This window comes from Aurantiacibacter xanthus, from assembly GCF_003584015.1.
GTDB classification, from domain to species: Bacteria; Pseudomonadota; Alphaproteobacteria; order Sphingomonadales; family Sphingomonadaceae; genus Alteraurantiacibacter; species Alteraurantiacibacter xanthus.
This window is the reverse complement of sequence record NZ_QXFM01000073.1, coordinates 57,850-83,504: the sequence shown is the minus strand read 5'-3', so window position 1 is coordinate 83,504 and position 25,655 is coordinate 57,850. Positions and strand designations below refer to the sequence as shown.

The following is a 25,655-nucleotide window of genomic DNA, read 5'->3' as shown; positions in this document are numbered from 1 at the left end:
TAGCACTACTTTGGCAGAAATCTGATTTTTGGGATTCCCAAGGTGGGATTCCAGTGATTCATAGGGAGCCAGCTTTTCGAAGGGGCTGGCGATGGATACGGATTGGCGTGGCGAACTGGACGAGTGGTTGGCACCGTTTGTAGCGGCGTTGCGACACAAGACGCGTGGCCGGATGTGTCCGGCGTATATCGCGGGACTGATCGGCCCGGGGGATCGCAAAAGCATACAGCCGATGGCCGCCCGGACAGATGATGTCAGCTACGATCGGCTGCATCATTTCATCGCCAGCGGCGTGTGGGACGAAGCACCGCTGGAGGCAGCTCTGCTCGCCGAGGCCGACCGGCAGGTAGGCGGCGAGAAGGCCTGGCTGATCATCGACGACACGGCGCTGCCCAAGAAGGGGCGCCATTCCGTCGGCGTGGCGCCGCAATATGCGTCGGCACTGGGCAAGAATGCCAACTGCCAGACGCTGGTGTCGGTGACGCTGGCATCTGGCGAAGTCCCCATCATGGTCGGCCTGCGCCTGTTCCTGCCCGAGAGCTGGACCGGAGACGTGGCCCGCCTGGAACGGACTGGAGTTCCTCTCGATTGCTGCCCCTACAGGACCAAGCCCGAGATCGCGCTCGCTGAGATCGATCGGGTCGGCGCTGCGGGTGTTCGTTTCGGCTGTGTCCTGGCGGATGCGGGCTATGGCATGTCCGCACCGTTCCGACAGGGGCTGAGTGAGCGCGGGCTTGCATGGGCGGTGGGCATACCTTTCAGACAGAAGGTCTACCCCGCCGATGTTGGGATGATCTTCCCGATCGCTGGAAGAGGTCGCCCTCGCAAGAACGCCATCCCCGACGCAAAATCGATATCCGCCAAGGCAATGCTGGAGATGGCAAGGTGGCGCAAGGTGAGTTGGCGGCGCGGGACCAAAGGGCCACTCTCGGCGCGGTTCGCTGCCGTTCGCGTGCGTGTCGCCGATGGTCCGCCCCAGCGCATCCGGGACATGGGTGCGCAACATCTGCCCGGCGAGGAGGTGTGGTTGGTCGGGGAGCATCGCTCGACTGGCGAGCGCAAATACTACCTCTCCAACCTGCCTGCCAGCACGCCAATCAGGCAGCTTGCCGGCGCCATCAAGGCCCGCTGGGTCTGTGAGCAGGGGCATCAGCAACTCAAGGAAGAACTCGGCCTCGATCACTTCGAGGGTAGATCATGGAAGGGGCTGCACCGACACGCGCTGATGTCCATGATCGCCCTGGCCTTCTTGCAGACCCAGCGCCTCAAGCAGGCCAAGGGGGAAAAAAAGGACTGCCGGTCCGCCTCCACAGCCGAGCTTACCAGCGATCAGACAGGCCATCATTGACCGCTTCTCCAAGCCACCGGATCGGCCATGCCCGCACTGCGGTCGCTGCATATCTGACCCGACACCAGAAAATCTGCCAAAGTAGTGCTAGCTGGCGGCTCCGTAGCTATCATCACAAATGCCCTGGTCGCCGGGGTTGGCTCGCGGACCGCCAGAGACAGTTCGAAAGCGGCTTCCGGCGCGGCTATTGCGCGATATGTAATGCGATCCGGCCGAAAGTCCGCCATGCTCTCGGGGACTATGGACACGCCTGCGCCCACCGCGACAAGCGACAGGACAGCATGCATGCCATGCGCCTCCTGCATGATCCTCGGCGCAAAACCGGCGTCAGCGCACAAGCGGATCACCTGAAGATGAAAGCCACGCCCCTCGATCATCGGCCATAGAATGAATGCCTCATCCGCAAGGTCTGCAAGCGTCAGCCTGTCTTGCCTCGACAGAGGATGGTCAATCGGCAGGGCCATGCAAAGCCGGTCGTGATCGAAGCCGTGCAGTTCGATCCCCTCCGCATCGGTCAGCGGGGGAATGATGATCGCGGCATCCAGGGTACCGTTCAGAAGACCGACGATCTGGGTTGCCGTGGTCGCCTCTCGCAATTCCAGGCGCACATCAGGCCGCGCCTGACGAAACGCTCTTACCGTATCGGGCAATCGTCCATAGAGCGCGCTGCCGACATAGCCCAGCCGGACAAGGCCGGTGAGGCCGGCTGCGGTCTCCTGCGCCATGCGGATCGCGTAATGCGCCTGACGAAGCGTCTCACGCGCTTCACGGAGAAAGGCATGACCTGCGGCGGTCAGGCCCAGAATCCGGTTGCCGCCACGCTCGATCAGACCGACGCCCAGATCCTCTTCCAACCGTTTGATCGCAACCGTCAACGGCGGCTGGGACATGCCGAGGCGGTGAGCCGCCCGATGAAAATGCCGCTCCTCCGCGACGGCGACGAACTGCTCCATCTTGCGCAGGTCGATCATACCGCGGCCCGACGCAAGCGGCGCTCGTGATATATTATACATATCGTAATCCTATTTATTCACTATTGGACGTATCGTAGCGCTTTGGCCATCCTCCGCGCAACGAAGGAGGCCATGATGAGCCAAGTGGATTTTCGCGGACGCACTGTCCTCATAACCGGAGCGGGCCGGGGCTTGGGCCTCGCCTATGCGAGAGCGGTCGGAAAGCTCGGCGCGACTGTTCTGCTGCACGATGTCGGCGCGGATACGGATGGAACCGGCACCGAGCCGGCGATTGCGGAAAACGCCGCCGCAAGCCTTTCCTTGGAAGGGATCACCGCGCACCCCTTCCACACCCCCATAAACACGCGCGATGATTGCCATACGCTGGTGCGCAATTGCCTGACCGTAAGCGGATGCCTTGATGCGGTGATCCATAATGCCGGCTGGGTGGGCTACGAGCGGATCGAGGATATTCAGGATGCCTCCTTCGACCACATGATGACGGTCACGGCGAAGGCGCCGTTATGGATCGCTCAAGCCGCATGGCCCGGCATGCGTGAGGCTGGCTACGGCCGGATCGTGCTGACGACTTCCTGCCGCGCTCTTTATCCGCAATATGTCCAGAAGGGTCTTGCTTCCTACGCCGCCGCCAAGATGGCCGCCGTCGGCATCATGAACGTGCTGGCGGACGAAGGGGCTGCGCATGGCATTATCGTCAATGCGGTTTCTCCGGTTGCGAAGACCCGGATGTGGGGCGTGGAGGGCGAACCGGACGAACTGAAGCCCGAAGCCGTCGCGCCGGGTGTAGCCTTCCTTGCCTCCGCCGCATGTTCAGAAGGAGGCTGGATACTGCGGGCCGCGAACGGGCAGTTCCATGCAACTCGCTTGGTTGAGGCCGAGGGGATGGATTATCCGCGCGACCTGCGCGCGGTCCATGCCGGCACTCCAGCCGAAGTGGCTACGGCATGGGATCAGATTGCCGTCCTTGCGCAGGAGCCGCGATCATGACCGCCGCCCCCGATTTCAAGATTGCAGTCAGAACGAACGCGATCATTGGCGAAAGTCCCATCTGGAGCGCGCGGCGCAACCGGTTGCTGTGGGTCGACATAATGGGCAGGCAGGTCCACAGCTACGACCCGGCAACCGGGCATGATGACATCATCGACGTTCCGGGCGATGTCGGCCTGCTGGCAGAGAGCGCCACGGGCCAGATCGTTCTGGGCCTGGGCTGCGAGCTGGCAAGCCTTGGAGCGGATGGCCGCATCGAACGCTTCGCACGCGCCCCAAATGCCGATCAGGCATTCCGGTTCAACGACGGGAAATATGATCGCCAGGGTCGCCTGTGGACCGGGCTAATGAACAAGGAAGGACAGAAGGGCGTCGGTATCCTTTACCGGTTCGATCCGGATGGAACGTGGCATATAGCCGATACCGGCTTCGATCTGCCCAATGGCCTGGAATGGAGCCGGGATGGCCAGACACTCTATTACACGGACTCGCACAAGGGGGAGATCTACGCCTACGACTTCGATCCGGCCACAGGCGAAATCAGCAACCGCCGCCTGTTCTTCGGCATGGACCCCAAGGAGGGAAAGCCCGATGGCTTGACGATGGACAGTACCGGCCATCTTCTCAGTGTTCTGTTCGACGGATCGGCCATCGCCCGCATTGCTCCTGACGGCTCTCTTGAGCGTCTGATCCCTCTCCCTGTGCCGCGCCCGACGAGTTGCTCTTTTGGCGGAGATGGCCGGACTTTGTTCGTAACCACGGCCCGGATCGGTCTGACAGACGAACGCATTGCCTGCGCTCCGGCCTCAGGGGCGCTTCTGGAAGTCGACTATGAGGAGGCGGTATGATGAAGGACGACCATCTGTCTCGCCACGATGAAAGTAGCGAAACCCGATGCAAATGTCAGCTTGGCCACGACAGTTGCCGAAAAGCCTTCAGCAGCAGAATGGACGCAAGCCCATTCTTCAGTTTCGGAGGGCTATAGCGTATCTGTAGTTCTCTGAGCCGTCGGATTCGGCTCACAATAACCAGCCGAGCGGAACGAAGAGCTGGGTCTGTCGGGTGCGAAAAATGGCAACCGCCGGGACTTTGGACTCGGCAGCGCGAAGACGATATCACTGAAGCTGGCGCGAGAGCGCGCGCATGAAATCCGCACCCGGGTCGAGATGGGCCTCGATCCTGTCTTCGAGCGGCGCAAGGCTGCCGGCATTCCGACTTTTCGCGAGGCGGCGGCCAAGGTGCTCGCGCAGCACCGCAAGACCTGGCGCAATGCGAAGCACGAGCATCAGTGGCTGCGGACGCTTGAGACGTATGTCTTCCCGCACATCGGCAATCAGCAGGTGAACGACATCACCGGGCCGATGATGCGCAATGTCCTTGCCCAGATCTGGCTCAGCAAGCCCGAGAGCTGCTGTTCTACCTCAACCGCGCCCCAAGCACCCATCCGCGCAGCGGTTCGTGCTCCGACCAGCTTAAGCCGTTCCGTCACAGGCAAGTGAACGACCGATTGCAGTTAAACCGGACACGACGTGTTCCACCCGACCTCTAAACACTCATCTTGGCTCGTTTGATCGAGGCATCAGATCTACCATTCAATCGCCGCCGACGGTGCAAGGCCGACAAGATATCCGATCACCAGCACGCCGACGAAAGTCAGGAGCGCCAAGGCGGGATAGGCCCATGGCCCCATCCCCTGAAGCCAGACCCGGCCCAGGCCCGAAGAGCTATCCTGTCGGCCTGCGCAAGCTTCCCGATGCAGGCGCAGGCTGGACACTATGATGCCCGCGACAGAAAGACCGGTCAGCATCAGCCCGAAACAGAACCAGAGCAGCTTCGTACTCAACCCGCCCCATGTGCCGAAATGCAGCGGATCCGCCATTTCGGAAATGCGTTGATGGACCGAAAGGTCTTCGCCGCGGATCGAATCCAGCACGCGATTGCTGGCCGGATCGATCCACACGGTGTTAGCCCGGTCGCGAACCAGAATAGCGTCGGCCTGCCCCATGATCGCGACGGGCGCCCCGGCGCGGCCCGGCAGCCGGATCTCACGAATCTCGAGCAACGGATTATGCGCTTTGGCCGCCGCAACCTGCGCATCAAGCTGGGAAAAACCCTGCATCTGCGCAACGGCCTTGCCTGTGTAAGAAGCGGCGGGAGCATCAGCGCCCAAGGATTCGATGAGATACCAAAAGCCGGTCATCGCGATCAGCGCTACGAACCATAGCGACCACAATCCAAGCAGGCGGTGAACATCGCCGAGCAACTGTCGGTTGTTCCCTCGCCTGCGTTTGGGCCATCTAAAGAAGCCCCGCCAGAAGCGCCGGTAGGAGACCAGCCCTGTCACCACCAAGACCGTCAGCAAAAGCGAAAATGCGCTGACCAGCCTGATCCCGATGAAATTGGGAAGCAGAAGGCGGCGGTGAATCTCGCAGAGCATGACCTGGATGTTCGTCCACGGGCCTATGCCTTGCACCCGCGCGTTATAGGGGTTCAACCATATGCGCATGAGCTCGCCATCGGGCTGCTCCACCCATGCTTCGGCCGCGAACCGGCTATTGGGCGGAGCTACGATTGAACGGATCGTGCTCTCTGGCAGGGCAGATTGCGCGGACATGGCGAGTTGGCCCCATGATGCGTGTGGGGTCGATGCTGGCGCCACACGCATTGCGGGCGTGGCCAGCCAGTCCAGTTCCGTGGAGATGGTGGCGAAGGTTCCGGTTGCCAGAATGGCGGCCAGAAGCAGGCTGAGCTTGAGGCCCGCCCACGCATGAATACGCCACCAGATTGATCGCCCCTTCGCCTTGCTCATGGTTGGTTAGAAATACCTGCGCACTTCAACGAAGGCGGTTCTTGGTCGCCCAGGGAAAGCACCGTTGGCAAGTCCAAAACCGGACACGGCATAGTATTTGTCGAAGATATTCTCCACCCGCAGCATGATGTCGACAAACGCCAACTTCTTGGTGATCGAACCATCAAACACGGTGAAAGGCTTCACCCGTTCGCCATCGAAGCCCAGCTGTTCCGATACATATTGCCCACCAAAGGCGAAGGATGTGTCGATCGCGCGGACATTATAGCGGGTCCAGAAACCGGCCTGATGGCGGGGCGCATTGACAAAGCGATTGCCCACCGCATTGCTGATCGATTGGCCCGGTGCCGTGCCGGTGATTTTGGTATCGTTGTAGCCGTAGTTCGCCAGTGCAACCCAGTCCGGGGTTATGTCCGCCGATATGCTGAACTCGAAGCCCTTGCTGGTCACTTCGCCAAGCGGAGCGAGCTGATCCTCACCGCTCACCTGGGGCAGCGATGTGTCGACCTGGAGCACGTTCTCGCGCACGATCTGGTAGACAGCAAAGTCGGTCTGGATCTTGCCGTCCAGCAAGGCGGTCTTCACGCCACCCTCAATTTGGGCACCGGTAACAGGGGCGAAAGGTCCGCCAACAATGGCGCGCTGATTGCCCGCACTCTGCGGTTCGAACGTATCGGACCAATTCACATAGACGGAGATGTCGGGACGCGGTTTGTATATCGCCCCGGCCCGCCATGTGGTGGCGTCCCCGCTTGCGGCTTCATTGCCCGGATAATTGCTATCCTTGAACCAGTCGTGGCGGACGCCGCCGACCAGGATGAACCGGTCCGCAATGACAATCTGGTCTTGCGCATAGAGGCCGTAACGGGTCCCACGCACACTGCTCAGATCATAGGATAGCGATGCCCGGCCATAATCCGCGGGCCCGGTCAGGCCATAGACGGGGTTCCGCAGCGACAAGCCCGGCACCGGGCCGCCAAGCTCCTCCGGATTGATTCGCAAGTCCTCGTAATCCGTGGTTTGCCGATTCCAGTCACCGCCGATCAGGATAGTATGCGCCATGCCCGCCAGTTCAGCCCGCCCGACCAGATTGCCGGCGAAGGAAAGACCCGTGATATCCATCGTATTATCGCGATACTGGCGGATCACCTTGTCGACGACATTATCCCCGTCGCTGTCATAGGGTGCGCCGGTCTGATGATAATTCTGATGCTCGTTGTATTGGAACCACCGGCTGGACACATTGGCCGAGATGGCATCGCTCAACTCTGTTTCCAACTGCGCCTGATAGACCTGGGCATTCAGCTTGACGAAATCAGTCGGCTCGTTGTGATTCCAGTTGATACTGGCAAGAAAATTGCCGGCCATGTCTGTGGGTATGCCCCGCAGCAACGCGCCTGGCAGGTCCTGATCATAGTAGGTCGCCTGCGCTGTCAGCTTGCTGCGTTCCCCCAGTTTGAACGTCAGCCCCCCATCCGCGACGAACGTCTTGCTTTCGGCGTGGTCCCGGAACTCATCGTAATGTTCGTAAAACAGGCTAGCCCGACCAGCGATGCCGCCATCGCTGGTCAGAGACCCTGTTATATCCCCGGATGCGCCGTAGCGATCATAGTTGCCGACGATGCCCCGGAGGTTGGCAGAGAATGTCTCGCTCGGTTTCTTGGTCACATAGTTGATCGTTCCGCCCGGTGCACCGGGGCCATAAAGCATCCCTGCCGGACCCTTCAGAAACTCGACACGCTCGACATTGAACAGTTGGGGCGCAGAAAAGCCGGAGAAGACGTCTCCCCTCAATCCGTCGTAATAGGCCCCGCCAATCTGGCGGAAGCCACGGAAGGTCACGCCTGCATAGGAAAAGTTACTCACACCTGCGACGTTGCGATAGAGCTCGGTGATCTGCCGCGCGCCCTGATCCTCGATCAGTTCCGCGTTCACGATGGTCACTGTCTGCGGGATGTTGAGAGGGTCGGCGGGTACTTTGCCGATCATTGTTTCCCGCACGCGATAATAGTTCTGCGCCCTACCAAGAACGACGATATCCGCGTCTGTCGTGTCAGCCTCTGCGCCTACGGAAGCGTCCTGTGCGCTCTCAGCGTAAACGACTGACGGCATCGTCATCAGGACGCCGCCTGCCAATAACTTCGATAAATGGCCACGAACCGCGCGTTCAATCCCACCCCATTGTCGCCGCATTCCATACTCCTTCACCGACGCGCCCCATTATGCTATTGCAAACATTTCGCAATAGCATAATTAACGAGATTGGTAATGCAACATGAAAGAAAGATGGCGCTCGCTTTTTCACGGTAAGCCCGTGAATCCCAAAAAATCTTCGCCCACCTTGTGGAAGGCCGACGATCCTCCTGACGTAAGTATCGGTGACGAAGGCGGCGTAGGTGAAGTCCGACAGCCACTGCATGTTCGGCGCTGGCGCATAGAACGGGCGGTTGACGTGATCGAGCGGACACGGTGCGGCCTTGTCGCTGATCGTCGTGCGTACTGGCTTGCCCCGGATCACCCCAAGCAACCCCACCTCGCGCATCAGCCGCGCGACCGTACAATGCGCAACCTCGGTCGGGACACCAGCACGCTTGCCGCTGTCGACCTCGGTTTTCTTTACTCACTCATACAATGTCTGCGGTGCGCAGCCAATCTTCTCCGCGATCGACACCACCGTGGCCCAGCGGGAAGGATAATCGCGCTCGTGATCGCTCACCATCCGCACAGCACGATCGCGGACCTCCGGTGCAAACTTGTTCGTTGTCGCGCCCATACTGGCCCCACCTTCTCAGGAGTTCGAGCCTCCGGCAAACCCGGCGCGGTTCATTCCTTTCCCGCAAAGGATCACGGGGCAAATTGGCCGATTCCACAAGCTTATCGAGTTCACTCGTCGTTACGGCATGGATCTCATCAAACGGTCGAAGAAACGGTGAAGGGATCATCACTGAAAAGAGCGGTTCTTCGCCGCACGCCTGTGGATCGCAGCTGGTGATTCTACCGCCCGGTCAGTGCCGCGCGACCACTTTGAGAGCCGGACGCGCGACCGATGACACGACCTCTTCGTCCGGTATGTCGACCTCGCACCGGTCGCGGCCAGCCGCCTTGGCGCGGTACAACGCGCGGTCGGCGCGGCGCAGAAGCTCGCTTGTCGTTTCACCTTTCTCCATCGTCGCCATGCCAATGCTCACGGTGATGGCATCAGTGTCCTTGTAAGCGAGCTGAGCAATTGCCAGGCGTATGCTCTCGACCACGAGAAGGGCCATACACCGCTCCAGCCGCAACAGCAGGACGAATTCCTCGCCGCCCAGACGCGCTGCACGGCCCGCAGAGGGCCGGTGGCGCTCGATACAGGCGGCGACTTCGCGTAGCACCTCGTCGCCGACGGCGTGGCCGAACCGGTCGTTGAAACGCTTGAAATGATCGACGTCGATGATCGCGACACTGAGCGGAAGCTGCATGTCGTCATCCTGTGCCGCGTCCAGCCACCGATCGAACGCCCGGCGATTGGGCAGGCCGGTGAGCGGATCCGACAATGCCTCGGTCTGGGTGGCCCTGACGACAGAATGCAGGAAACTGGCGACGACCAGCAGGCCGGCGGCAATCATCAACAGACCGCTGCTGGTCTGCGAGATGACGGCATAGATCGTGCCTGCAAAGTCCTCTTCGGTCGCGCCCGTTCCGAGCGTGATGGCAAAGGCCGCCTTCGCCCAGAAATGCAGGGCCGTTACGATGAACACCGCTACAAGACATCGATTGAGCAGTGATGGCGGCGCATGCCGTCGCAACGCCGCGGCACACAGTGCCGAACCAAGTGCAAACCAGCTCTGAAAGGATAGCTGGTACCAGATGGCATCGCGCGGCGCATCGATCGTCGCGATACGCCAGATGCAACCGCTGACCAGAATCGCGATCGCGATCGCCCACATCGGTCGACGCCGATGATAATGCGACAAGGCCAGCGCCATCGTGACCAACGCGGCCAGAAAGCCGATGAAGCCGACGGCTTGCATGACCGCGACGTTTCCGCCAAGCCAGATGCCAAGGTTCGCCAGCGGATCAAGCACGCCAAACGTATAGGAGAGTGCGAACCAGCGAGCGCGCCGGACCATCGGATAGGTTTGCGCGATGACCAGGAAGGCCCCGATGAACATCACGGCGACCAGCATATTGGTCAGGATAGGCAGAATGGCCTGAGGCATATGTGCGATGATGGTCCCGTCGGAAGAGGCCGCTTTGGGCGCGGCTGGCTCCGGAACCATCTTGCGCAGAGATACTTACGTTCGCGTAAACCTCTGCCTCTCAAGATACACTGCTCTGCGAACGGATTTCCAATTCAATCGCGCTGCGTTTCGATCATGCCTGAATGCCGGTCACCGCCGCGAGGTTTGGCAACGGCCTGACCATGTACAAAGGCAGGGTGCCGCCCTCGGATCGCGCGCGATAGGCTAACCCGAAATGAGCCGCCGCAACGCGGCAGCTCATCCCTCCATCAATCGTGGCGACAGCCCGGCCCTGCAGGTCTGCTCGCCCTGCGAACTGCGCGTAAAGACAGCCTCAGAATTCCGCAGAAACCTGCAGATACCAGTTCTGCGGCCGAGCGTAGATCTTCTCCGCATAGCCGAGAGTGCCGAGCGAAGCATTGCCCTGGATCATGTACTCCTTGTCGAACAGGTTGATGACGCCGGCCTGCAACCCAAAGCGATCGTTGATCTTCAGCCGTACAGATGCGTTGGCCACGAAGTAGCCCTCCTGCTCGATTTCCGGCACGCTGCCGGTGATGAACACCACGTCAGATGTGTACGACCCGTCAAACTGCGGCGTGAGCACGAAACCATTTCCGATCTCGATGTCGTAACCGATGGCGACGTTGCCCTGGAAGGACGGGGTCAGCGGCAATTCGTCTCCCGGCTGGACCGTCGCCGTCGCACCGGGCACCTCGGTAATCGACAGTATCTCGTCATCGAGAATGCTGATGCCAGCGTCGATGAACACGCCGCTTTCGAACGGGCGATAGCTTGCCTCGGCCTCGAACCCGCGAATGCGCGCCTCACCGGCATTGAACAGCAGCGGTACGACGCCCTGTCGGAAAACCAGCTGAATGTTGCCGTAGTCCGCCTGGAATGCGGCCATGTTGAGACGGAAGTCGCCCACCTCGATCTTGGCCCCGATTTCATAGCTGTCGACCGTTTCTTCATCGAACGGCACGGGCTCGAAGCCCGGCGGCGGCGCGTTGTAGCGCGTGTTGAACCCGCCCGACTTGAAACTGCGCGCGTAGGAAAGATAGGTGTTGAGCCAGGGTGCGACCTTGTAGGCCAGACTGGCCGAGCCAGTGAGGGCGTTGAATGTCTCCTGATTGGGCGTGGGGTAGATGAACAATGGCCCACCGTCGGGGATCGCCGTGTCAGGCAACGGGTCGGGATCGGGCAGCGTCGCCGGGAACAGGTTAAGCACCGTGCCCCGGAAGGTCTTGCGGTCTTCCGTGTAGCGCAGGCCGCCGCTCAACTCGAGAGCATCCGTAATCTCGTAGGATGCTTCCCCGAACACCGCCCATGAACGCGTTTCGAGGTCGGATAGTTGCAGGTCGCGCGATCCCGGCCCGCCGTTGAGGAGGGAAGTGATGACCGGCTCAGTCGGTGGGAACGACAACGGGACCGTGGCGCGTTCAAACGTATCCTCGTCGAAATAGTAGGCCCCGAGAATGGCATTGAGCGGTCCGCCGTCGTACTGCACCTGCAGTTCCTGGCTGAACTGTTTGGAATCTCCGGCCACGTCGGTGGTGATCAGCAAGAGCGGCGTGTTGTCCGCATCACGGATGCCGCGCGACTGGGTTGAACGATAGGCCGTAATACTCTTGAGGAGCACACTGTCCGAGACGTTGAGCGTGGCGGTGCCGGAAACACCCCAGACCTCGGACGTACTCAGAACGTCAGCCGTGCCGCCGTTGATGAAATTGCCGCGGTTCTGGAAGTCGTTGGCACAGCGTGCATCGTCGATCAGGGGAACGTTCGGCGCCCCGAAACGCGGATCGCCGGGTTGCAGCGGCGCAAACGGGATCGTGGCACCCGGACAACCCGCAGCAACGCTGACGATGGCCGCAACCGGCGCTTTCTCGTTGATGCCAGCGAATACGAACGGCGCGCCGTTTTCATCCCGCTTGGTGTAGTCTGCCCTTAACTGCAGCTCGAAGTCCGGCGTAGGCTCGAAGCGGAGCGCCCCGTTGACGGTCACGCTGTCTTCGTTGCCGAGATCAAGCCCATCGAATGCGCGGATCACGTACCCGTCGCGTTGGCGGAACCCGCCGGAGACGCGTGCAGCAACAGTGTCGGAAATCGGCAGGTTGAAGGCCGCAAAGCCTTCCGCCAGGTTATATTCTCCGATCCGGAACCTGCCGCGAGCCGACAGTTCGTTGAACCTGGGTTCGCGCGTCTTGACGAGGATCGCACCGCCGATCGTATTGCGACCGAAGAGTGTGCCTTGCGGGCCGCGCAGCACTTCGACACTTTCGATATCGCCGAAGTCAATCGTACCGCCAACAGCGCGGCCGACATAGACTTCGTCGATGTAGATACCGACGCCGGGATCAACCGCTGCCGTGGGATCGAGCTGACCGACACCGCGAATGAAAACCACCGAGGAAGCACTGTTGCCCGACAGCTGGCCCGCAGGCTTGAATTGCAGGCTGGGCGTAATGCGTTCGAGATCGGACGTCTGCTGAATCTGGCGATCCTGCAACGTTTCGGCGGAGAAGGCCGAGATCGCGACCGGCGCTTCCTGCAACGATTCCTCGCGTCGGCGAGCGGTCACAACGATCATGGCCTCGGGCGCCGGAGCCGCACCCGCCCGCGCTTCACCTTCGCTTTCCACACCCTGAGCCATCGCCGGTCCCGCAAAGCCAGCAGCAGCAGCCGACAGAGCCAGCATGGCTGCGCCAGACAGGAAATCTATCTTTGTCCAGGTACCCATCATCGTGATCCTCTGCAGCGGTTGAATCTCTCGCTCAAATCGCGATGTCGTTGACTGCAAGAAAGTATGCTTATCGTCAATAACTACTTTTTTGGGTATCGATGGCGGGCGTACTGGCAAAATCGCCAAAACTGCGTGAAGGAAAGCAACTGAAAATGGAGGAGCGGCCTTTGGCGACACGGTCTGATACCAAAATTACACTTTTCGATCGCACCTTCGACTACGGGCAGCTCCCCGAGTTGATGGGCTTTCACCTGCGCCGGGCAAGCATTGTCGATTTCAGCACCTTTTCAGAAGAGATCGGGGACCGCGCGATCACCCCGTTGCGCTATTCGGCACTCGAAGTGATCGGAGCAAACCCTGGTCTGCGGCAGACGCAGCTCGCCGCCATCCTGGGGCTGAGCAAACCCGCCGCCACCTTGGCCATCGATTTCTGGGAGGCGCGAGATTGCCTTGCCCGTCGCCGGATACCCGAAGATGGCCGGGCGCGAGGCATCCACCTGACGCCGGAGGGGCAACGAACACTGGGTGAACTGCGCAGGCAGGTTGCGCTCCATGATCAAGCGCTGACCGCATCACTTTCGGAACCCGAGCTTCGTGCGCTCCACAGTGCGCTCAGGAAAATCATCGAGAGTGGCGGCGGCGCCATGTGACGGGCATGTAAGCCCGAACGGAAGAGCTTGATCGAAGACTCTGCGCGCATCGACACGCGCCGGCATAGCGGCCGTTCATTCCGCTTTTGCAATTCTGGCGCGTGAAAGCAGACGAACAGCAAATGGCCCAGCTTCCGCCGCCAATCCCAGGTTTCCGCACGGAGATACTGACAACTCCAGGGGAGGGGCATGCCCCTCCCCTCGATACGGCTAAAAGCGCTTGGTCGCTGTCACTGACCATTCACGCGGGCGGCCAGGCTGGCCAGCCACCGATCCCTGCCCGAGGGACTGATCGAACGAAGTCACCAGATGATACTTGTCGAAAATATTGGTGACCGCGAGGGAAATGTCCAGATCGCCTTCCCCGTTGCGCCAGGTGAGGCGAGCCGTGGCAAGGGTATAAGAAGGGATGAAGTTGCTCGGGGCGTTGTTGGCGGCCGTGTAAAGGCCTGATTGATAGGTCACGTCAAACCGCGGCGTGAGCGATGAACCACCCGGCAGCATCGCCTCGTACTGTGCGCCGATGCTCCATTTCCATTCGCTGGTGAAGGGCGCAACATCACCCAGCTTGACACCCTGCGGCCCACTCGCCGCAGCCGCAATGCTGGTATACTCGAAATCAATATAACTCAGCGATCCATCGATCAGCATGCCGGCAAGCGGGCGGATCGTGGTTTCCGCCTCGAAACCTTTAACATCGGCATCGCCCGCATTGGCGGTCATCGAACAAGGTGCCACCGCATTGCCGGGCGTGAAGGCCGGGCAGGAAGTCAACACCATTTGAATGTCACGGTAGCGATTGTAATAGGCTGAAAGATTGAGCCGGACCGCACGGTCGAGAAAGTCGCTCTTCAGGCCGATTTCATAGGCATTGATGCTTTCCGAACTGAACGGCTGTACCTGGCTTGCGAAATAAGGTCGGGGATTGATCCCGCCCCCCTTGTAACCCGTCGAGAATTGAACATAGGTCATCAGGCTGGGCGTCCATTCGTATTGAAGGTTGGCCCGGTAATCCCAGCGATTTTCGCTATACTCGCCCGTCAGGCCATCGAGCGGACCCACCACCGGCTGACCAACCGAACCATCGGCAAAACGGCGCGAGAAGGTGTAATCCTTGTTCTCATGCGTGCGGCGCACACCGGCATTGACCGTGAGACCATACAGCACTTCCCAGGATGCATGGGCGAAGAATGCCAGCGATTCGGCGGGTACGTCATCGCCAAGACTGGCAAATTGCAGCCTAGCGTAGCGGATGTCCTGCACGTTCGCGAAGCTGGTCTTCATGTGGCTGTAGTAGCCGCCAACGGTATAGTCGATCGCATCGTTGGCCAGAGTACCACTAAGGCGCAGTTCCTGACTGAAAAAGTCGGTGGAAATGTCAGTCGAAGAGCCGTTCACCGGCAAAGGCGAAAGATCGGCATCCGCACCGTAAGAACTGTCGAACGACCGATAACCGGTGATCGATTTCAGCTGGAGATTGTCAGTCAGCGCAAGATCGATCGTGCCAGACAGGCCATAGCCCTCGTATTTGGTGGTCACCGGTTGCTGCGTGGCATAGGCAATCCCGTTGACCGCATCTGCGGGCATCAAGTCCGTAGCATAGTTGCAATAAGGCCCGCAGATGAACCGGGAATCGAAGGGTACATTGTAGTAGTCCCCGCGCAGGGCTCCGGGCGCTGCATTGTCCGCGGATACAAGCACCGATCCAGCCTGGGCCCGGTTGTCTGACACATAATCGGCCGAAAGATTGATATCGAGCGTGTCGCTCGGATTGTAGCGCAACTGGCCGCGCGCGGCCTGATAGTTCACGTCGCCCATCGTTCCGGTCTGGCAATCGCCGCTCGGTCTGATGGCGGGAATGCCGCCTTGTGCGGGATTGTTCGCAGTGCCTACAGGGTTCACGCACCCGTAATCATAGACTTTGACATAGCCGTCCTGCCGCTTGGCGGCGGCGGAAATACGGGCGCTGATGGCATTGGTCAGCGCGAAGTCGGCCGAGCCGCGCAAGTCGAGGCGGTTTCGGCTGCCATAGGTGGCCTGAACCATGCCCGATCCATCGCCCTGCGGCTTCTTCGAATAGAGCTTGATTGCACCGCCAATCGAGTTGCGCCCCGCCAGCGTCCCTTGTGGGCCGCGCAGGATCTCGACCCGATCGAGATCGAGCAGATCGAACACGCCGCCGGTCAGGGACGGGTAATAGACATCGTCGACGTAGAGACCGACACCCGGCTCCACGGCTGGGCTGGGATCGTATTGCCCAACCCCCCGGATCGAGGCAGCCATTGAGGGGCCGAAATTGGCATTGTTAGGCTGCAGGTTGAGCCCCGGCGCCTGACCTGCAACCTGCGAAATGTCGGTCTGGCTGCGGGCGTCGAGCATATCCGCAGAGACCGCGGTAATGGCAATTGGCGTGTCTTGCAGGTTTTGCGCACGGAACTGGGCGGTGACGATAATCTCGTCAGGATTGGCCGGTCCCGTGCCAGCAGCATCTTGCGCGAAAGATGGCGGCGCAATGGCAATCGCTGCCACCGCCGCACAGGACATAAGACTCGTCTTGAAAAGGCTCACTCTTGCTCTCCTCTCATCTCTGGCTGACACCAAGGCATCTTCGCACCGTCGGGCAGAAGCAGATTGTTTTTCGGATCGGCGGATTGCTCACACTCGGTAAGCACGCCGGTGAGAGGCCTGTAAGGAGAGCTGCGCCATGTCTCTTGCATGACAGCGCCTGTTTCGGACTCATTGCGCCTCTGACGTTTGTCTCGCGCAGTCGGCGCGCTCGGCCAGCGCGCCGCGCTATTGCCGCCAGCGCGCTGCCCACAGCATATGCAGGCCGCTCCAGATATAGAACGCGCCGAAACAGGCGATGGCATAGCGGATGCCCGTGGCGGCAGCGCTCGCACAAGCAGACCCGGGAACCTGGCCCGCAGAACCCGCACAGGCCACGCCAAAGTCATTGCCCGTATAGACCCAGGCCGACACCAGATCGCTGACAAAGCCCGCTATCGGCGGGCCAAGCCCCTGCCCGGTCAGATGCATGATAAGCAGGAAGATGGCCGATCCGGTCGCACGGCTGCGGGAATCCAGCAGACCATGCAACGCCGCAATCGCTGGCCCCATGGCCGTGTAAAAGAACAGCGAACCTAGCAACATGAGGCTGAAAGCGAGCGGCAGGCTGTCTTGCATCAGACCGGCTATGAAGATCGGCGCGCCGACAATCGCGCCCAATCCGGGAACGGCGACCAGCCAACGCGGATCACGCCGCGCGAGCCATTCGCTGCCATATCCCCCGGCAATGGTGCCCACGGCCGAGGCCACCCCGGTCAGCAGGCCAAACAGCGTGCCCGCCTCACCGATATCGAGCCCATAATTGCGGGTGAAGAACGAGGGAAGGAACGTGTTCATCCCGAACGCGCCCAAGCTGATGATCGACACACCGAGCAAGATGTGCCGCATGCAGCGATCACCCACCATCACCCCGAAAACGGTCTGGATGCCCGGCGCAGTGCCATTGTCGGGCTTTGCGGCACCGTCGATCTTGCCCCGCCCCGGCTCACGAAGAAGCATCATCGAGATGAAGGAGACGAGCAGCCCCATCCCACCGATGACATAGAAGGTCGCCCGCCAGCCATAGGCGGCCGCCACTGTGCCCCCGACCATCGAGCCGACGAAGGCGGCAACCGGCACGCCAAGCATGAACAGCGACATCGCCGAGGCGCGCTTTTCCGGGCCATACATGTCCGAGATCATCGAGTGCGGCGGTGCCTCGGTACCAGCACCGCCGGCGGCCATTCCCAGACGCGCGAGCACCATGTGAAAAAAGCTCGTCGCAAAGCCGAAAAGACCGGCAAAGACAGACGCTATCAGCAGCGAGACGGAGGCGATCCATTTGCGCGGATAGCGCTCGGCCAGCCGGGCCAGAGGCAAGGCAGCCACGGTATTCACCACCGCAAAGGCCGTGCCGCCGAGCAAACCGATCTGGAAATCGGAAATACCGAAATCGGCCTTGATGTCCTGTGCCACCAGCGCGATGACGATCCGGTCGATGAACCCAAAACCGTATATCACGGTTAGCAGGAACAGAGTTGTTCGGCGTGCTGCAGGGGTCATCGCGGCGATCTCACATGAACTCAATCGCCGCCGATCTAGGGCAGACCGCTCCGTCGCTGCTTGGACAGGAGCGCCTTTATTTGGTTGCCAGCGCCACCGGCCTCGCTTCACACGCAGGCGCGGACAGCCGGACAAGATCGAAAGAGATCTGTCCGGTCAGTGCACCAGGTTGCGATTGCGGTAATCGCGCGGCGATGCGCCAAAACGCATCTTGAATGCGCGGCTGAAATGCTGGGAGTCGCTGAAGCCCCAGTCATGCGCGATTTCCGTGATCGAACAGCGTGACTGGGCAGGGTCGAGCAAGGCCTTCCGGCAATGATCGAGCCGTCGGTTCCAGATCAGACGATTGAGAGTTGTCGCTTCATCGGCAAACAACTTGTGCAAGGTACGCTTCGAATAGCCCAGAGCCTCTGAAATCCAGGCAATCGAAAGATCGGGATCGGCGAGGTTCCGCTCGATGAAATCGAGCACGACAAGGCGCCGCGCGCGATGTGTTCTGGCTCCCGAGATCTGCGGATCGGCCTGCCAGACCATATTGAGCATCTGCACCAGCACGTCGCCAAGCCGGGCGCGGTCACGCCGCCCCATAACGGTGGCCGCGCTGATCGCAGCAGCAGCGCTTTCATGCAGAACGTTGCCAGCGCCGTTAAGAAAGCACTCGGCCATGGTGAACTGACGGGCCGAGCCGCTCCATGCTTCGAGGCGTCTTTTGGGAATGGCGAGGGCAAGCTGCCGCGTGGCTTCCTGCGCTTCGGTCCGGAACGGTAAGGTCTTGTCGAGTGCGCACCATTGTCCGGCAGACAGCGACACCGAGCGGCCATTCTGTTCGATCAGGCACTCGCCTTCTTCGAGAAACACAAATTTGATGAGACCGGCATCCGGCTCGTGCAAGGAGGTGCGTTCGTTTTCGAGGCGATGCTTGCCCATCGCAACCGAGCACAGGCGCAACTCTCCCAGATCGCAACCGCGGATCGACGCTTCACGATCGTCCCCCAGTTCGGCCGAGGGCGCGCGCGTGATCATCTGCCACTGGGCCGACCGCTCCTGCCGGGTCGTGGCCCTGGTCGAAAAGCTGAGATAATCCACTCCACCTCTCCCAATTACCCCATTACTTTTTGTTTTCTTTATTTTATTTGACGGCTTGCGAAATCTGCAACCCTCACCGCGGAAGACCGCCGATGCGTGACAGATAGCGTTCCTTGCCGATCTGTCCACTTTAGCCCCTGCGGCTATCCTGCTCTGTCGCACTTAATCAATGCACGTCGAAGCAAGTTTTGCGCTTCCGGCCAGGTTAGCAATGACGGCAAGCATCATCCGGATGAGGTCCGGAGAACCAACAGATTCAGAATACGAAAAGAGGACTATGAACGCTACAATCATGCGCCGTGCCCCCGCACTGTATATCGGCGGCGAGTGGCTGGAGGCACAAAGCGGCGAGGTCATCGATGTCGTGGACCCGGCTACGGAAGAGCGTGTGGGCGAAGTCGCGGCCGCCTCAAGCGGTGATATCGACCGGGCCGTTGCGGCGGCATCGGCCGCGCTGAAGGCGGCTCCGCGCCAGGGCTGGACCCCGGCGAGGAGGCAGGATGCTCTGCTGGCACTGGCGGACAGGATCGACCAGCATGCCGAGGAGCTGACTGAGCTGGAAATGCTCGATACCGGCAAGCCGATCACCAATGTGCGCAATCTCGACGTGCGCCAGTCGGCGGCGGGTTTGCGCTACTTTGCCGGCTGGGCCACCAAGCTTGCCGGCGAAACGATGGAACTGTCGGTCCCCGGCGACTGGTATGCCGCCACCCTGCGCGAACCGGTCGGCGTAGTGGGGCAGATTATCCCCTGGAACTACCCGCTGATGGGGGCAGCGATGAAGATCGGACCGGCGCTGGCAGCCGGGTGCGCGGTGGTGCTCAAGCCAGCGGAGCAAACTTCGGTGTCAGCCTTGCGCCTTGCCGAACTGATCGACGAATGCGGCTTTCCCGCAGGGATGATCAACATCGTTCCGGGGCTTGGTGCCGAAGCGGGCGCGGCTCTCGTCGCGCACCGCGATGTAGCGAAGATATCTTTCACCGGCTCCACTGCCACCGGCCGGACCGTGCTGCGCGATGCAGCGGCCCATGTGAAGCGCGTAACCGTCGAACTTGGCGGCAAATCGCCGGTGATTGTGCTGCCCGACGCCGATCTCGATGCAGCTGCGCGCGGCATTGCCATGGGGATTTTCTTCAATTCCGGCCAGACCTGCTCGGCCGGTTCGCGGCTGCTGGTGCACAGCGCCGTGATCGACGAGGTGACCGCGAAGGTCGCAGACCTCGCGCGCGGCCTTGCCATGGGGCAACCGAGCGATCCGGCAACCACGCTCGGCCCGGTCATCAGCGAGGCGCAGCGCGACAAGATCTTCGGCTACATCGATCAGGCCCGTGCCGATGGCGCCCGCTGCGCCATCGGCGGCGAGCGCCCGGGCGGCAAGGGCTACTTCGTGCCGCCAACCGTGCTGACCGGCCTCGACCCGAGTGCGCAGGCGGTGCGCGAGGAGATTTTCGGGCCGGTGCTGGTCACCATGCCCTTCGACACGCTCGATCTCGACGAAATCGCCGATCTCGCCAACGACAGCGACTATGGGCTCGCCGCCTATGTCTGGACCCGCAATGTCAGCGATGCGCTGGGCCTGACCAAGCGCCTGCGGGCGGGCACCGTCAGGGTGAATACGGCGGGCGGGAACGACTTTGTCCTGCCCTCGGGCGGCGTGGGTCAGTCGGGCAGCGGGCGCGAGAATGGCCGGGCCGGTATCGAAGCCTATACCGAGCTCAAAGCCGTGACCGTGGCGATCTAGGACAAGGGCACCATCATGCAACACGATCACGAAGACATGCCCTCGCCCGGTCTGGAGCTCGCTTTTCACCTCGAGCAACAGTTTGGCGAGCCGATGGAACTGGGGCGGCTGGCAACCGGCGGGCTGCGTTCGATGCGCACTGTAACGGGAGGCACCATCTCCGGCGCGCGCCTCAACGGGCGCGTCGTTTCCGGCAGCGAGACCTGCCTCACCCGCATGGATCAGGTGACCACGATCGAGACGGTCTATGTGATCCGCAGCGATGACGGTGCGATCATCCGCATCATCGGCACCGGCAATGCCTGCGCAAAGAACGCCTTCGACGGCATTCGCCTCACTCTCGTGTTCGAAGCGGATGAGGCCAGCCCTCATGCCTGGCTTGCGACCCGAGCCTTTGTCGCCGAGCGCGAGCGTGGCTCTGATGTCTTGTCCATTGCCCAGATCGTTTGAGGGCCTTTAGTTATGAAACTCGAATTTGCTCTGGAAATCCGTGTCTCGCTCGGTGCGCGCATGCATATGCATATCGCCGAGGACTATACCCGCGGTGCGGTGCTTATCGAAGGCGGCACCTTTGCCGGGATCGATGGCCTGTCGGGCATCATCGTGCCCAAGAGCGGTGGCGATTTCCCGCTGGTGCGCGCCGATGGCGGGGGCCGGTTCGAATCGCAATATCTGCTGCAGACCGATGACGGCACTACAATCCTCAAGCGCAGCGCAGGCGTGCGCCATGCCCCGCCCGAAGTGGTGCGGCAATTGCTGGCAGGAGAACAGGTCGATCCGCACAGCTACTACATGCGCATGACGCCCCGCTTCGAAGCGCCCGAGGGCCCCTATGACTGGCTCAACCGGACGATCTTCGTCGGGGTCGGGCGACGCAATCCCACCGGGTCCGTCTTCCGCTACTGGAAAGTCGTATGAGCATGGATAGCGAACATTTCGATTTTATCGTGGTCGGCGCGGGTTCGGCGGGCTGTGTGCTGGCCAACCGGCTGAGCGAAGACGGCACGTCGCGCGTGCTGCTGCTAGAAGCGGGCGGCGATGGCGAGCGGGTCGACGTGGCGATGCCGCTGGCCGTTTCGAAGCTGTGGCCAAATCCCGAGATAACCTGGGGCTTCCTGTCCGAGCCTGAGCCGGAGCTTAATGGGCGGCAGTTGCAGGTTGCGCGTGGCAAGATGCTTGGCGGAACCTCCTCGCTCAACGGCATGATGGCCATTCGCGGCCAGCCCAGCGACTATGACCGGTGGCGCGATCAGGGGCTGCCAGGCTGGGGCTACGACGATGTGTTGCCGTTTTTCCGCAAGCTGGAAAGCCACTGGCGCGGCGAGAGCGCGCTGCATGGAGGCAATGGGCCGGTCTCGGTACAACCGCACCCGGCGCCCAGCCCACTGTTTGCCAGAGCCACGGCGGCAGCCCGGTCGATGGGCTTTCCCATCACTGACGACTTCAATGGCGAGCAGCCCGATGGCTTCGGCATGCCCGATTTCACGATCACCCGCCGTGGTCGCCGGGCAAGCGCAGCGCTCGCCTATCTGAAGCCGGCCATGAATCGCACCAACCTGACGGTGAGAATCCGGGCTGAAGTGCAGAAAGTCCTTATCGAAGGGGGAGAGGCCAAAGGCGTCGTCTATCGGCACGATGGGCAGGAGCGGCGCTGCTATGCCGATGGTGAGGTGATCCTGTCGAGCGGAGCGATCAATTCACCCCAGTTGCTGATGCTGTCAGGGGTCGGCGCGGGGCGGGATTTGCAGGCGCTCGGCATCGAAACGCTGGTGGACAGTCCGCAGGTCGGCGCCAATCTACAAGACCATCCCGGTGCGGCGATGGAATTCGCCCTCGACCGGCGCTGGGCCTTCGAGGAAGAGGTCCGGGCTGACCGTCTCGCGCGTTCGCTGCTGAACTGGAGCGTGCGCGGAAAGGGCATTGTCGGCGCTCCGCCGCTGGCCATTTCCGCCAATGTCGCCAGCCATGCGGGCAACCCGGAAGTGAACCTGCACTTCCTGCTGGTGCCGCTGGCGATGGAAACGCAGGTGTGGTTTCCGGGCGTGAAGAAGCGTTTTGGCGCGCGGCTCGGCGCGATGTGGTCGCTGAATTATCCGCGCAGCCGGGGGAAGCTGAGCCTCAAGACGCCGCATGCCGCCGACCACCCGGCCATCGCGTTCAACCTGCTGTCCGATCCGCATGACCGGGCCGAGATGATCCACGGGTATCGCACCTTGCGCGAGCTGGTCCGCCAGCCGGCTCTGGCCGAGGTCACCGGCGCGATGACGCGGCCTGAGGAGCCCGAAAGCGACGAGGCCATTCTCGACCACGTGCGCAACACCGGGGCCACCGCCTATCACCCATCGGGCACCTGCCGGATGGGGAGCGACAGCCAGGCGGTTGTGGATGGTGCGCTGAAGGTCCGGGGCGTGCGCGGCCTCAGAGTCATCGATGCCTCGGTCTTTCCGCTGCTTCCCGGCGGAAATACGAACTTGCCCGTCATGATGGTGGCGGAAAAGGCGGCGGACCTCATTCGCAAGAGAACGTGACGACAACGCGGGGATCGCACCGATATCGCTGGCCAACCGCAAAAAGGCGGAGTCAGCCAGAACAATGCAGTCGACAGAACACAGGAGGATGTAATGGGTAGATCTGGCAAATATGGCAAGAAAGGCCTAAGAGGAACGGCGATGACCGCAATCGCGGTTGCCGCGGCGGCACTGGCCAGTCCAGCATCCTATGCTCAGAACCAGTCTGCGCAGGAGCCGCCTGTCGCCGAGAACGGACAGTGGCAACACTATCCGGCACGCCCGGAAGCACCGGAAGGTGCGCCCAACATCCTGGTGGTGATGACCGACGACGTGGGCTATTCGGCGGCAGCATCCTTTGGCGGACCGGTGGCCATGCCGAACTTTGACCGGCTGGCGCGAGAAGGTCTCCAGTACACCCAGTTGCACACCACGGCGATGTGCTCGCCCAGCCGCGCAGCGCTGCTCACCGGGCGCAACCATCACGCGGTCGGGAACGGCTCAATCAGCAATGTCTCGATCGATGCCCCCGGCTATACCTCGGTCATTCCGAAGAGCGCAGCCACGCTGGGGCGGGTCTTGCGCGACAATGGCTATGACACCGGCTTCTTCGGCAAGAACCACAACACACCCGACTGGGACCTGGGGCCGATGGGGTCGTTCGAAAACTGGCCGATCGGGTGGGGCTTCAACTACTTCTATGGCTTCAACGCCGCCGGGACCGACCAGTTCAATCCGCCGCTGCTCGAAAACATCAATTTCGTGCGGCGCGATCCCAACGATGAGGACTATATCTTCGACCGCGATCTGGTCGATCACATGCTCGGCTGGCTCAGTGCCCAGCACGGGACCGCGCCCGACAAGCCGTTCTTCATGTACTACGCGCCCGGCACGGTGCACGGCCCGCAGCAGGCCCCGCGCGAATGGATCGACAAGTTTGCAGGCCAGTTCGACATGGGCTGGGATGAACTGCAACGGCAGATATTCGCCCGGCAAAAGGAAATGGGGCTGATCCCGCAGACGGCGCAAATGCCCGAAATGACCGAGGACGTTCCGCGCTGGAACACACTCACCAGCGACCAGAAGCGCCTTTACGCGCGGATGATGGAAGTGGCCGCCGGCCAGCTCGCCTTCATGGACTATCAGTTCGGACGCGTGCTCGACCGGCTGAAGGAAATCGGCGAACTCGATAACACTCTGATTATCTATGTGCAGGGCGACAACGGCGCGGCGCTGCACGATCTGCATGGCAGCACCAACACCTATTCCCAGTTTGCCGGTGTTGTCATGACGGAAGAGGAGATGCTCGCCCAGTTCGATGAGCTGGGCGGGGAAGACACGTTCGGCGACTATCCAGTGGGCTGGGGCCTGGCGCTCAACACCCCGTTCCCGTGGGGCAAGACAGTGGCCTCGAAGCTCGGCGGTCAGCTTGATGGCATGGTGGTTTCCTGGCCCGACCGGATCACGGATGGCGGCACGCTGCGCACCCAGTTCACCCATGTTATCGACATCGCGCCCACCATCTACGAAGCCATCGGCATCACCCCGCCGGAAGAGGTGGACGGTGTTGCCCAACAGCCGATTGACGGCATTTCGTTCGCCTATACCTTTGACGATGCAGATGCTCCGGCCCGGCATCGCGAGCAGTATTTCGAGATGCTCGGCAGCCGTGCCTACTACAAGGACGGCTGGCTCGCTTCGACAAGCGTCAACTGGAAGCCGTGGGAGGCCAACAAGACCGACCCGTACCAGACACCCTGGGAGCTTTATAACCTCAATGAGGACTACACCCAGGTGCGCGACGTTTCGAGCCAGTATCCGGAAAAGCTCGAAGAGTTGCAGCTCGACTTCGACAGTGCCGCGGAGCGGTACAACATCTACCCGCTGTCGGCGGACTTCTTCGGACGCATCGATCCCAAGTACCGTCCCACAGGGGTGCAGCAGGGCGCGTCGCACACCTATTACCCAAGCGACTTCCGCTACCCCGCACGAGCATTCCCCATCATGACCAACACCTGGCAGGCCGATGCCGAAATCACGGTCGGCGGCCAAGGTGACAGCGGGCCGATTGCGGTTCAGGGGGGCAAGTTCTCCGGCTGGGCGTTGTCGCTTGAGGACGGCTTCCCGCAGTTCATCTACAACCCCAGCGGCCGCGCCCAGGAACGGCGTATCCTGCGTAGCCCGGTTGCCCTACCTGCCGGGACGCACCGCATCGCGGTCGGCTTTACCCCGCAGGCCCAAGGCGTGTTGCTGTCGATGACGGTCGATGGTGAACAGGTCGATGAAGTGGTCATCGATCGGGTGGTCGGCAGTCTGGCCGGCGAAGCGCTGATCGGTCGCCCGCAGGTTGACGACCGCAACGGCCCCCGGCGCTGCGACTGCACGGTCGGCCCCGTGACCTTCACCAACTGATTGCAACAAGTCGCGATAACAGAAACGGAGCCCCAGCATCTGGCGGCTCCGTTTCATTTCCGTCCCGA

General features: G+C 61.4%; 18 protein-coding genes and 2 pseudogenes. 11 read left to right on the top strand and 9 right to left on the bottom strand.

Translation table 11 applies throughout. The annotated features are described in order from the left end of the window. Positions 1–91 precede the first annotated feature (91 nt). Positions 92–1,348, top strand: a complete 1,257-nt coding sequence (locus D2V17_RS08265) for an IS701 family transposase (RefSeq protein ID WP_119592595.1) — start codon at positions 92–94, stop codon at positions 1,346–1,348. On the opposite strand, the gene D2V17_RS08260 is transcribed toward D2V17_RS08265, so the two are convergent. After that, the gene (locus D2V17_RS08260; protein WP_119592594.1) at positions 1,342–2,319 is read right to left on the bottom strand and encodes a LysR family transcriptional regulator; all 978 of its coding nucleotides are present in this window, start codon (positions 2,317–2,319) and stop codon (positions 1,342–1,344) included. The genes D2V17_RS08265 and D2V17_RS08260 overlap by 7 nt on opposite strands. A gap of 117 nt (positions 2,320–2,436) precedes the next feature. On the opposite strand from D2V17_RS08260, the gene D2V17_RS08255 reads away from it, so the two are divergent. From D2V17_RS08255 to D2V17_RS21715, 4 genes and pseudogenes are all read left to right on the top strand, one after another. Further along, the gene (locus D2V17_RS08255) at positions 2,437–3,309 is read left to right on the top strand and encodes an SDR family NAD(P)-dependent oxidoreductase (protein ID WP_119592593.1); all 873 of its coding nucleotides are present in this window, start codon (positions 2,437–2,439) and stop codon (positions 3,307–3,309) included. Further along, positions 3,306–4,157 (top strand): SMP-30/gluconolactonase/LRE family protein, encoded by an 852-nt coding sequence (locus D2V17_RS08250; protein ID WP_119592592.1) that lies wholly within the window; start codon positions 3,306–3,308, stop codon positions 4,155–4,157. The genes D2V17_RS08255 and D2V17_RS08250 overlap by 4 nt, the downstream gene beginning before the upstream one ends. Positions 4,158–4,358: 201 nt before the next feature. Then, positions 4,359–4,451, top strand: a pseudogene (locus tag D2V17_RS21955) (hypothetical protein); the annotation flags it as partial. A 24-nt stretch (positions 4,452–4,475) separates the two neighbouring features. Further along, positions 4,476–4,808 carry a phage integrase central domain-containing protein gene (locus D2V17_RS21715; RefSeq protein ID WP_245978637.1) on the top strand — a complete coding sequence of 111 codons (333 nt, stop codon included), beginning with the start codon at positions 4,476–4,478 and terminating at the stop codon, positions 4,806–4,808. A gap of 86 nt (positions 4,809–4,894) precedes the next feature. Here D2V17_RS21715 and D2V17_RS08240 read toward each other — a convergent pair whose 3' ends face one another. The 5 genes and pseudogenes from D2V17_RS08240 to D2V17_RS08220 all read right to left on the bottom strand — a co-directional run bounded on the left by D2V17_RS08240 (position 4,895) and on the right by D2V17_RS08220 (position 13,201). Continuing rightward, positions 4,895–6,118 carry a PepSY-associated TM helix domain-containing protein gene (locus tag D2V17_RS08240; RefSeq protein WP_119592591.1) on the bottom strand — a complete coding sequence of 408 codons (1,224 nt, stop codon included), beginning with the start codon at positions 6,116–6,118 and terminating at the stop codon, positions 4,895–4,897. Between the two features lie 6 nt (positions 6,119–6,124). Beyond that, complete coding sequence (locus tag D2V17_RS08235; protein WP_119592590.1) at positions 6,125–8,311, bottom strand: TonB-dependent siderophore receptor; 2,187 nt, start codon at positions 8,309–8,311, stop codon at positions 6,125–6,127. A 157-nt stretch (positions 8,312–8,468) separates the two neighbouring features. Next, positions 8,469–8,891, bottom strand: a pseudogene (locus tag D2V17_RS08230) (hypothetical protein); the annotation flags it as partial. 232 nt (positions 8,892–9,123) lie between these two features. Continuing rightward, a complete protein-coding gene (locus D2V17_RS08225; RefSeq protein ID WP_191229125.1) occupies positions 9,124–10,317 on the bottom strand; it encodes a GGDEF domain-containing protein in 1,194 nt (397 codons plus the stop codon). Between the two features lie 355 nt (positions 10,318–10,672). Further along, positions 10,673–13,201 (bottom strand): TonB-dependent receptor, encoded by a 2,529-nt coding sequence (locus D2V17_RS08220; RefSeq protein ID WP_245978636.1) that lies wholly within the window; start codon positions 13,199–13,201, stop codon positions 10,673–10,675. Here D2V17_RS08220 and D2V17_RS08215 point away from each other — a divergent pair. After that, entirely contained in the window at positions 13,183–13,734 is a 552-nt protein-coding gene (locus tag D2V17_RS08215) for a MarR family winged helix-turn-helix transcriptional regulator (protein WP_119592587.1), read from the top strand. The genes D2V17_RS08220 and D2V17_RS08215 overlap by 19 nt on opposite strands. Before the next feature lie 210 nt (positions 13,735–13,944). Here the strand turns inward: D2V17_RS08215 and D2V17_RS08210 are convergent, their stop codons facing one another. From D2V17_RS08210 to D2V17_RS08200, 3 genes are all read right to left on the bottom strand, one after another. Then, positions 13,945–16,302 carry a TonB-dependent receptor gene (locus D2V17_RS08210; RefSeq protein WP_147367299.1) on the bottom strand — a complete coding sequence of 786 codons (2,358 nt, stop codon included), beginning with the start codon at positions 16,300–16,302 and terminating at the stop codon, positions 13,945–13,947. A gap of 225 nt (positions 16,303–16,527) precedes the next feature. Then, complete coding sequence (locus D2V17_RS08205; RefSeq protein ID WP_119592585.1) at positions 16,528–17,841, bottom strand: spinster family MFS transporter; 1,314 nt, start codon at positions 17,839–17,841, stop codon at positions 16,528–16,530. 156 nt (positions 17,842–17,997) lie between these two features. After that, positions 17,998–19,056, bottom strand: coding sequence for a helix-turn-helix domain-containing protein (locus tag D2V17_RS08200; protein WP_245978635.1), 1,059 nt, complete (start codon positions 19,054–19,056; stop codon positions 17,998–18,000). A gap of 148 nt (positions 19,057–19,204) precedes the next feature. Between D2V17_RS08200 and D2V17_RS08195 the strand changes: the two genes are divergently transcribed. From D2V17_RS08195 to D2V17_RS08175, 5 genes are all read left to right on the top strand, one after another. Further along, positions 19,205–20,668 (top strand): aldehyde dehydrogenase family protein, encoded by a 1,464-nt coding sequence (locus D2V17_RS08195; protein WP_119592583.1) that lies wholly within the window; start codon positions 19,205–19,207, stop codon positions 20,666–20,668. 15 nt (positions 20,669–20,683) lie between these two features. Then, the gene (locus D2V17_RS08190) at positions 20,684–21,118 is read left to right on the top strand and encodes a DUF3237 family protein (RefSeq protein ID WP_119592582.1); all 435 of its coding nucleotides are present in this window, start codon (positions 20,684–20,686) and stop codon (positions 21,116–21,118) included. A gap of 12 nt (positions 21,119–21,130) precedes the next feature. Further along, on the top strand, positions 21,131–21,586 hold the full coding sequence (locus D2V17_RS08185) for a DUF3237 domain-containing protein (RefSeq protein WP_119592581.1): 456 nt from the start codon (positions 21,131–21,133) through the stop codon (positions 21,584–21,586). A 2-nt stretch (positions 21,587–21,588) separates the two neighbouring features. Next, on the top strand, positions 21,589–23,196 hold the full coding sequence (locus D2V17_RS08180; RefSeq protein ID WP_119592580.1) for a GMC family oxidoreductase: 1,608 nt from the start codon (positions 21,589–21,591) through the stop codon (positions 23,194–23,196). A gap of 141 nt (positions 23,197–23,337) precedes the next feature. Beyond that, a complete protein-coding gene (locus D2V17_RS08175; protein ID WP_245978634.1) occupies positions 23,338–25,587 on the top strand; it encodes an arylsulfatase in 2,250 nt (749 codons plus the stop codon). Positions 25,588–25,655 lie beyond the last annotated feature (68 nt).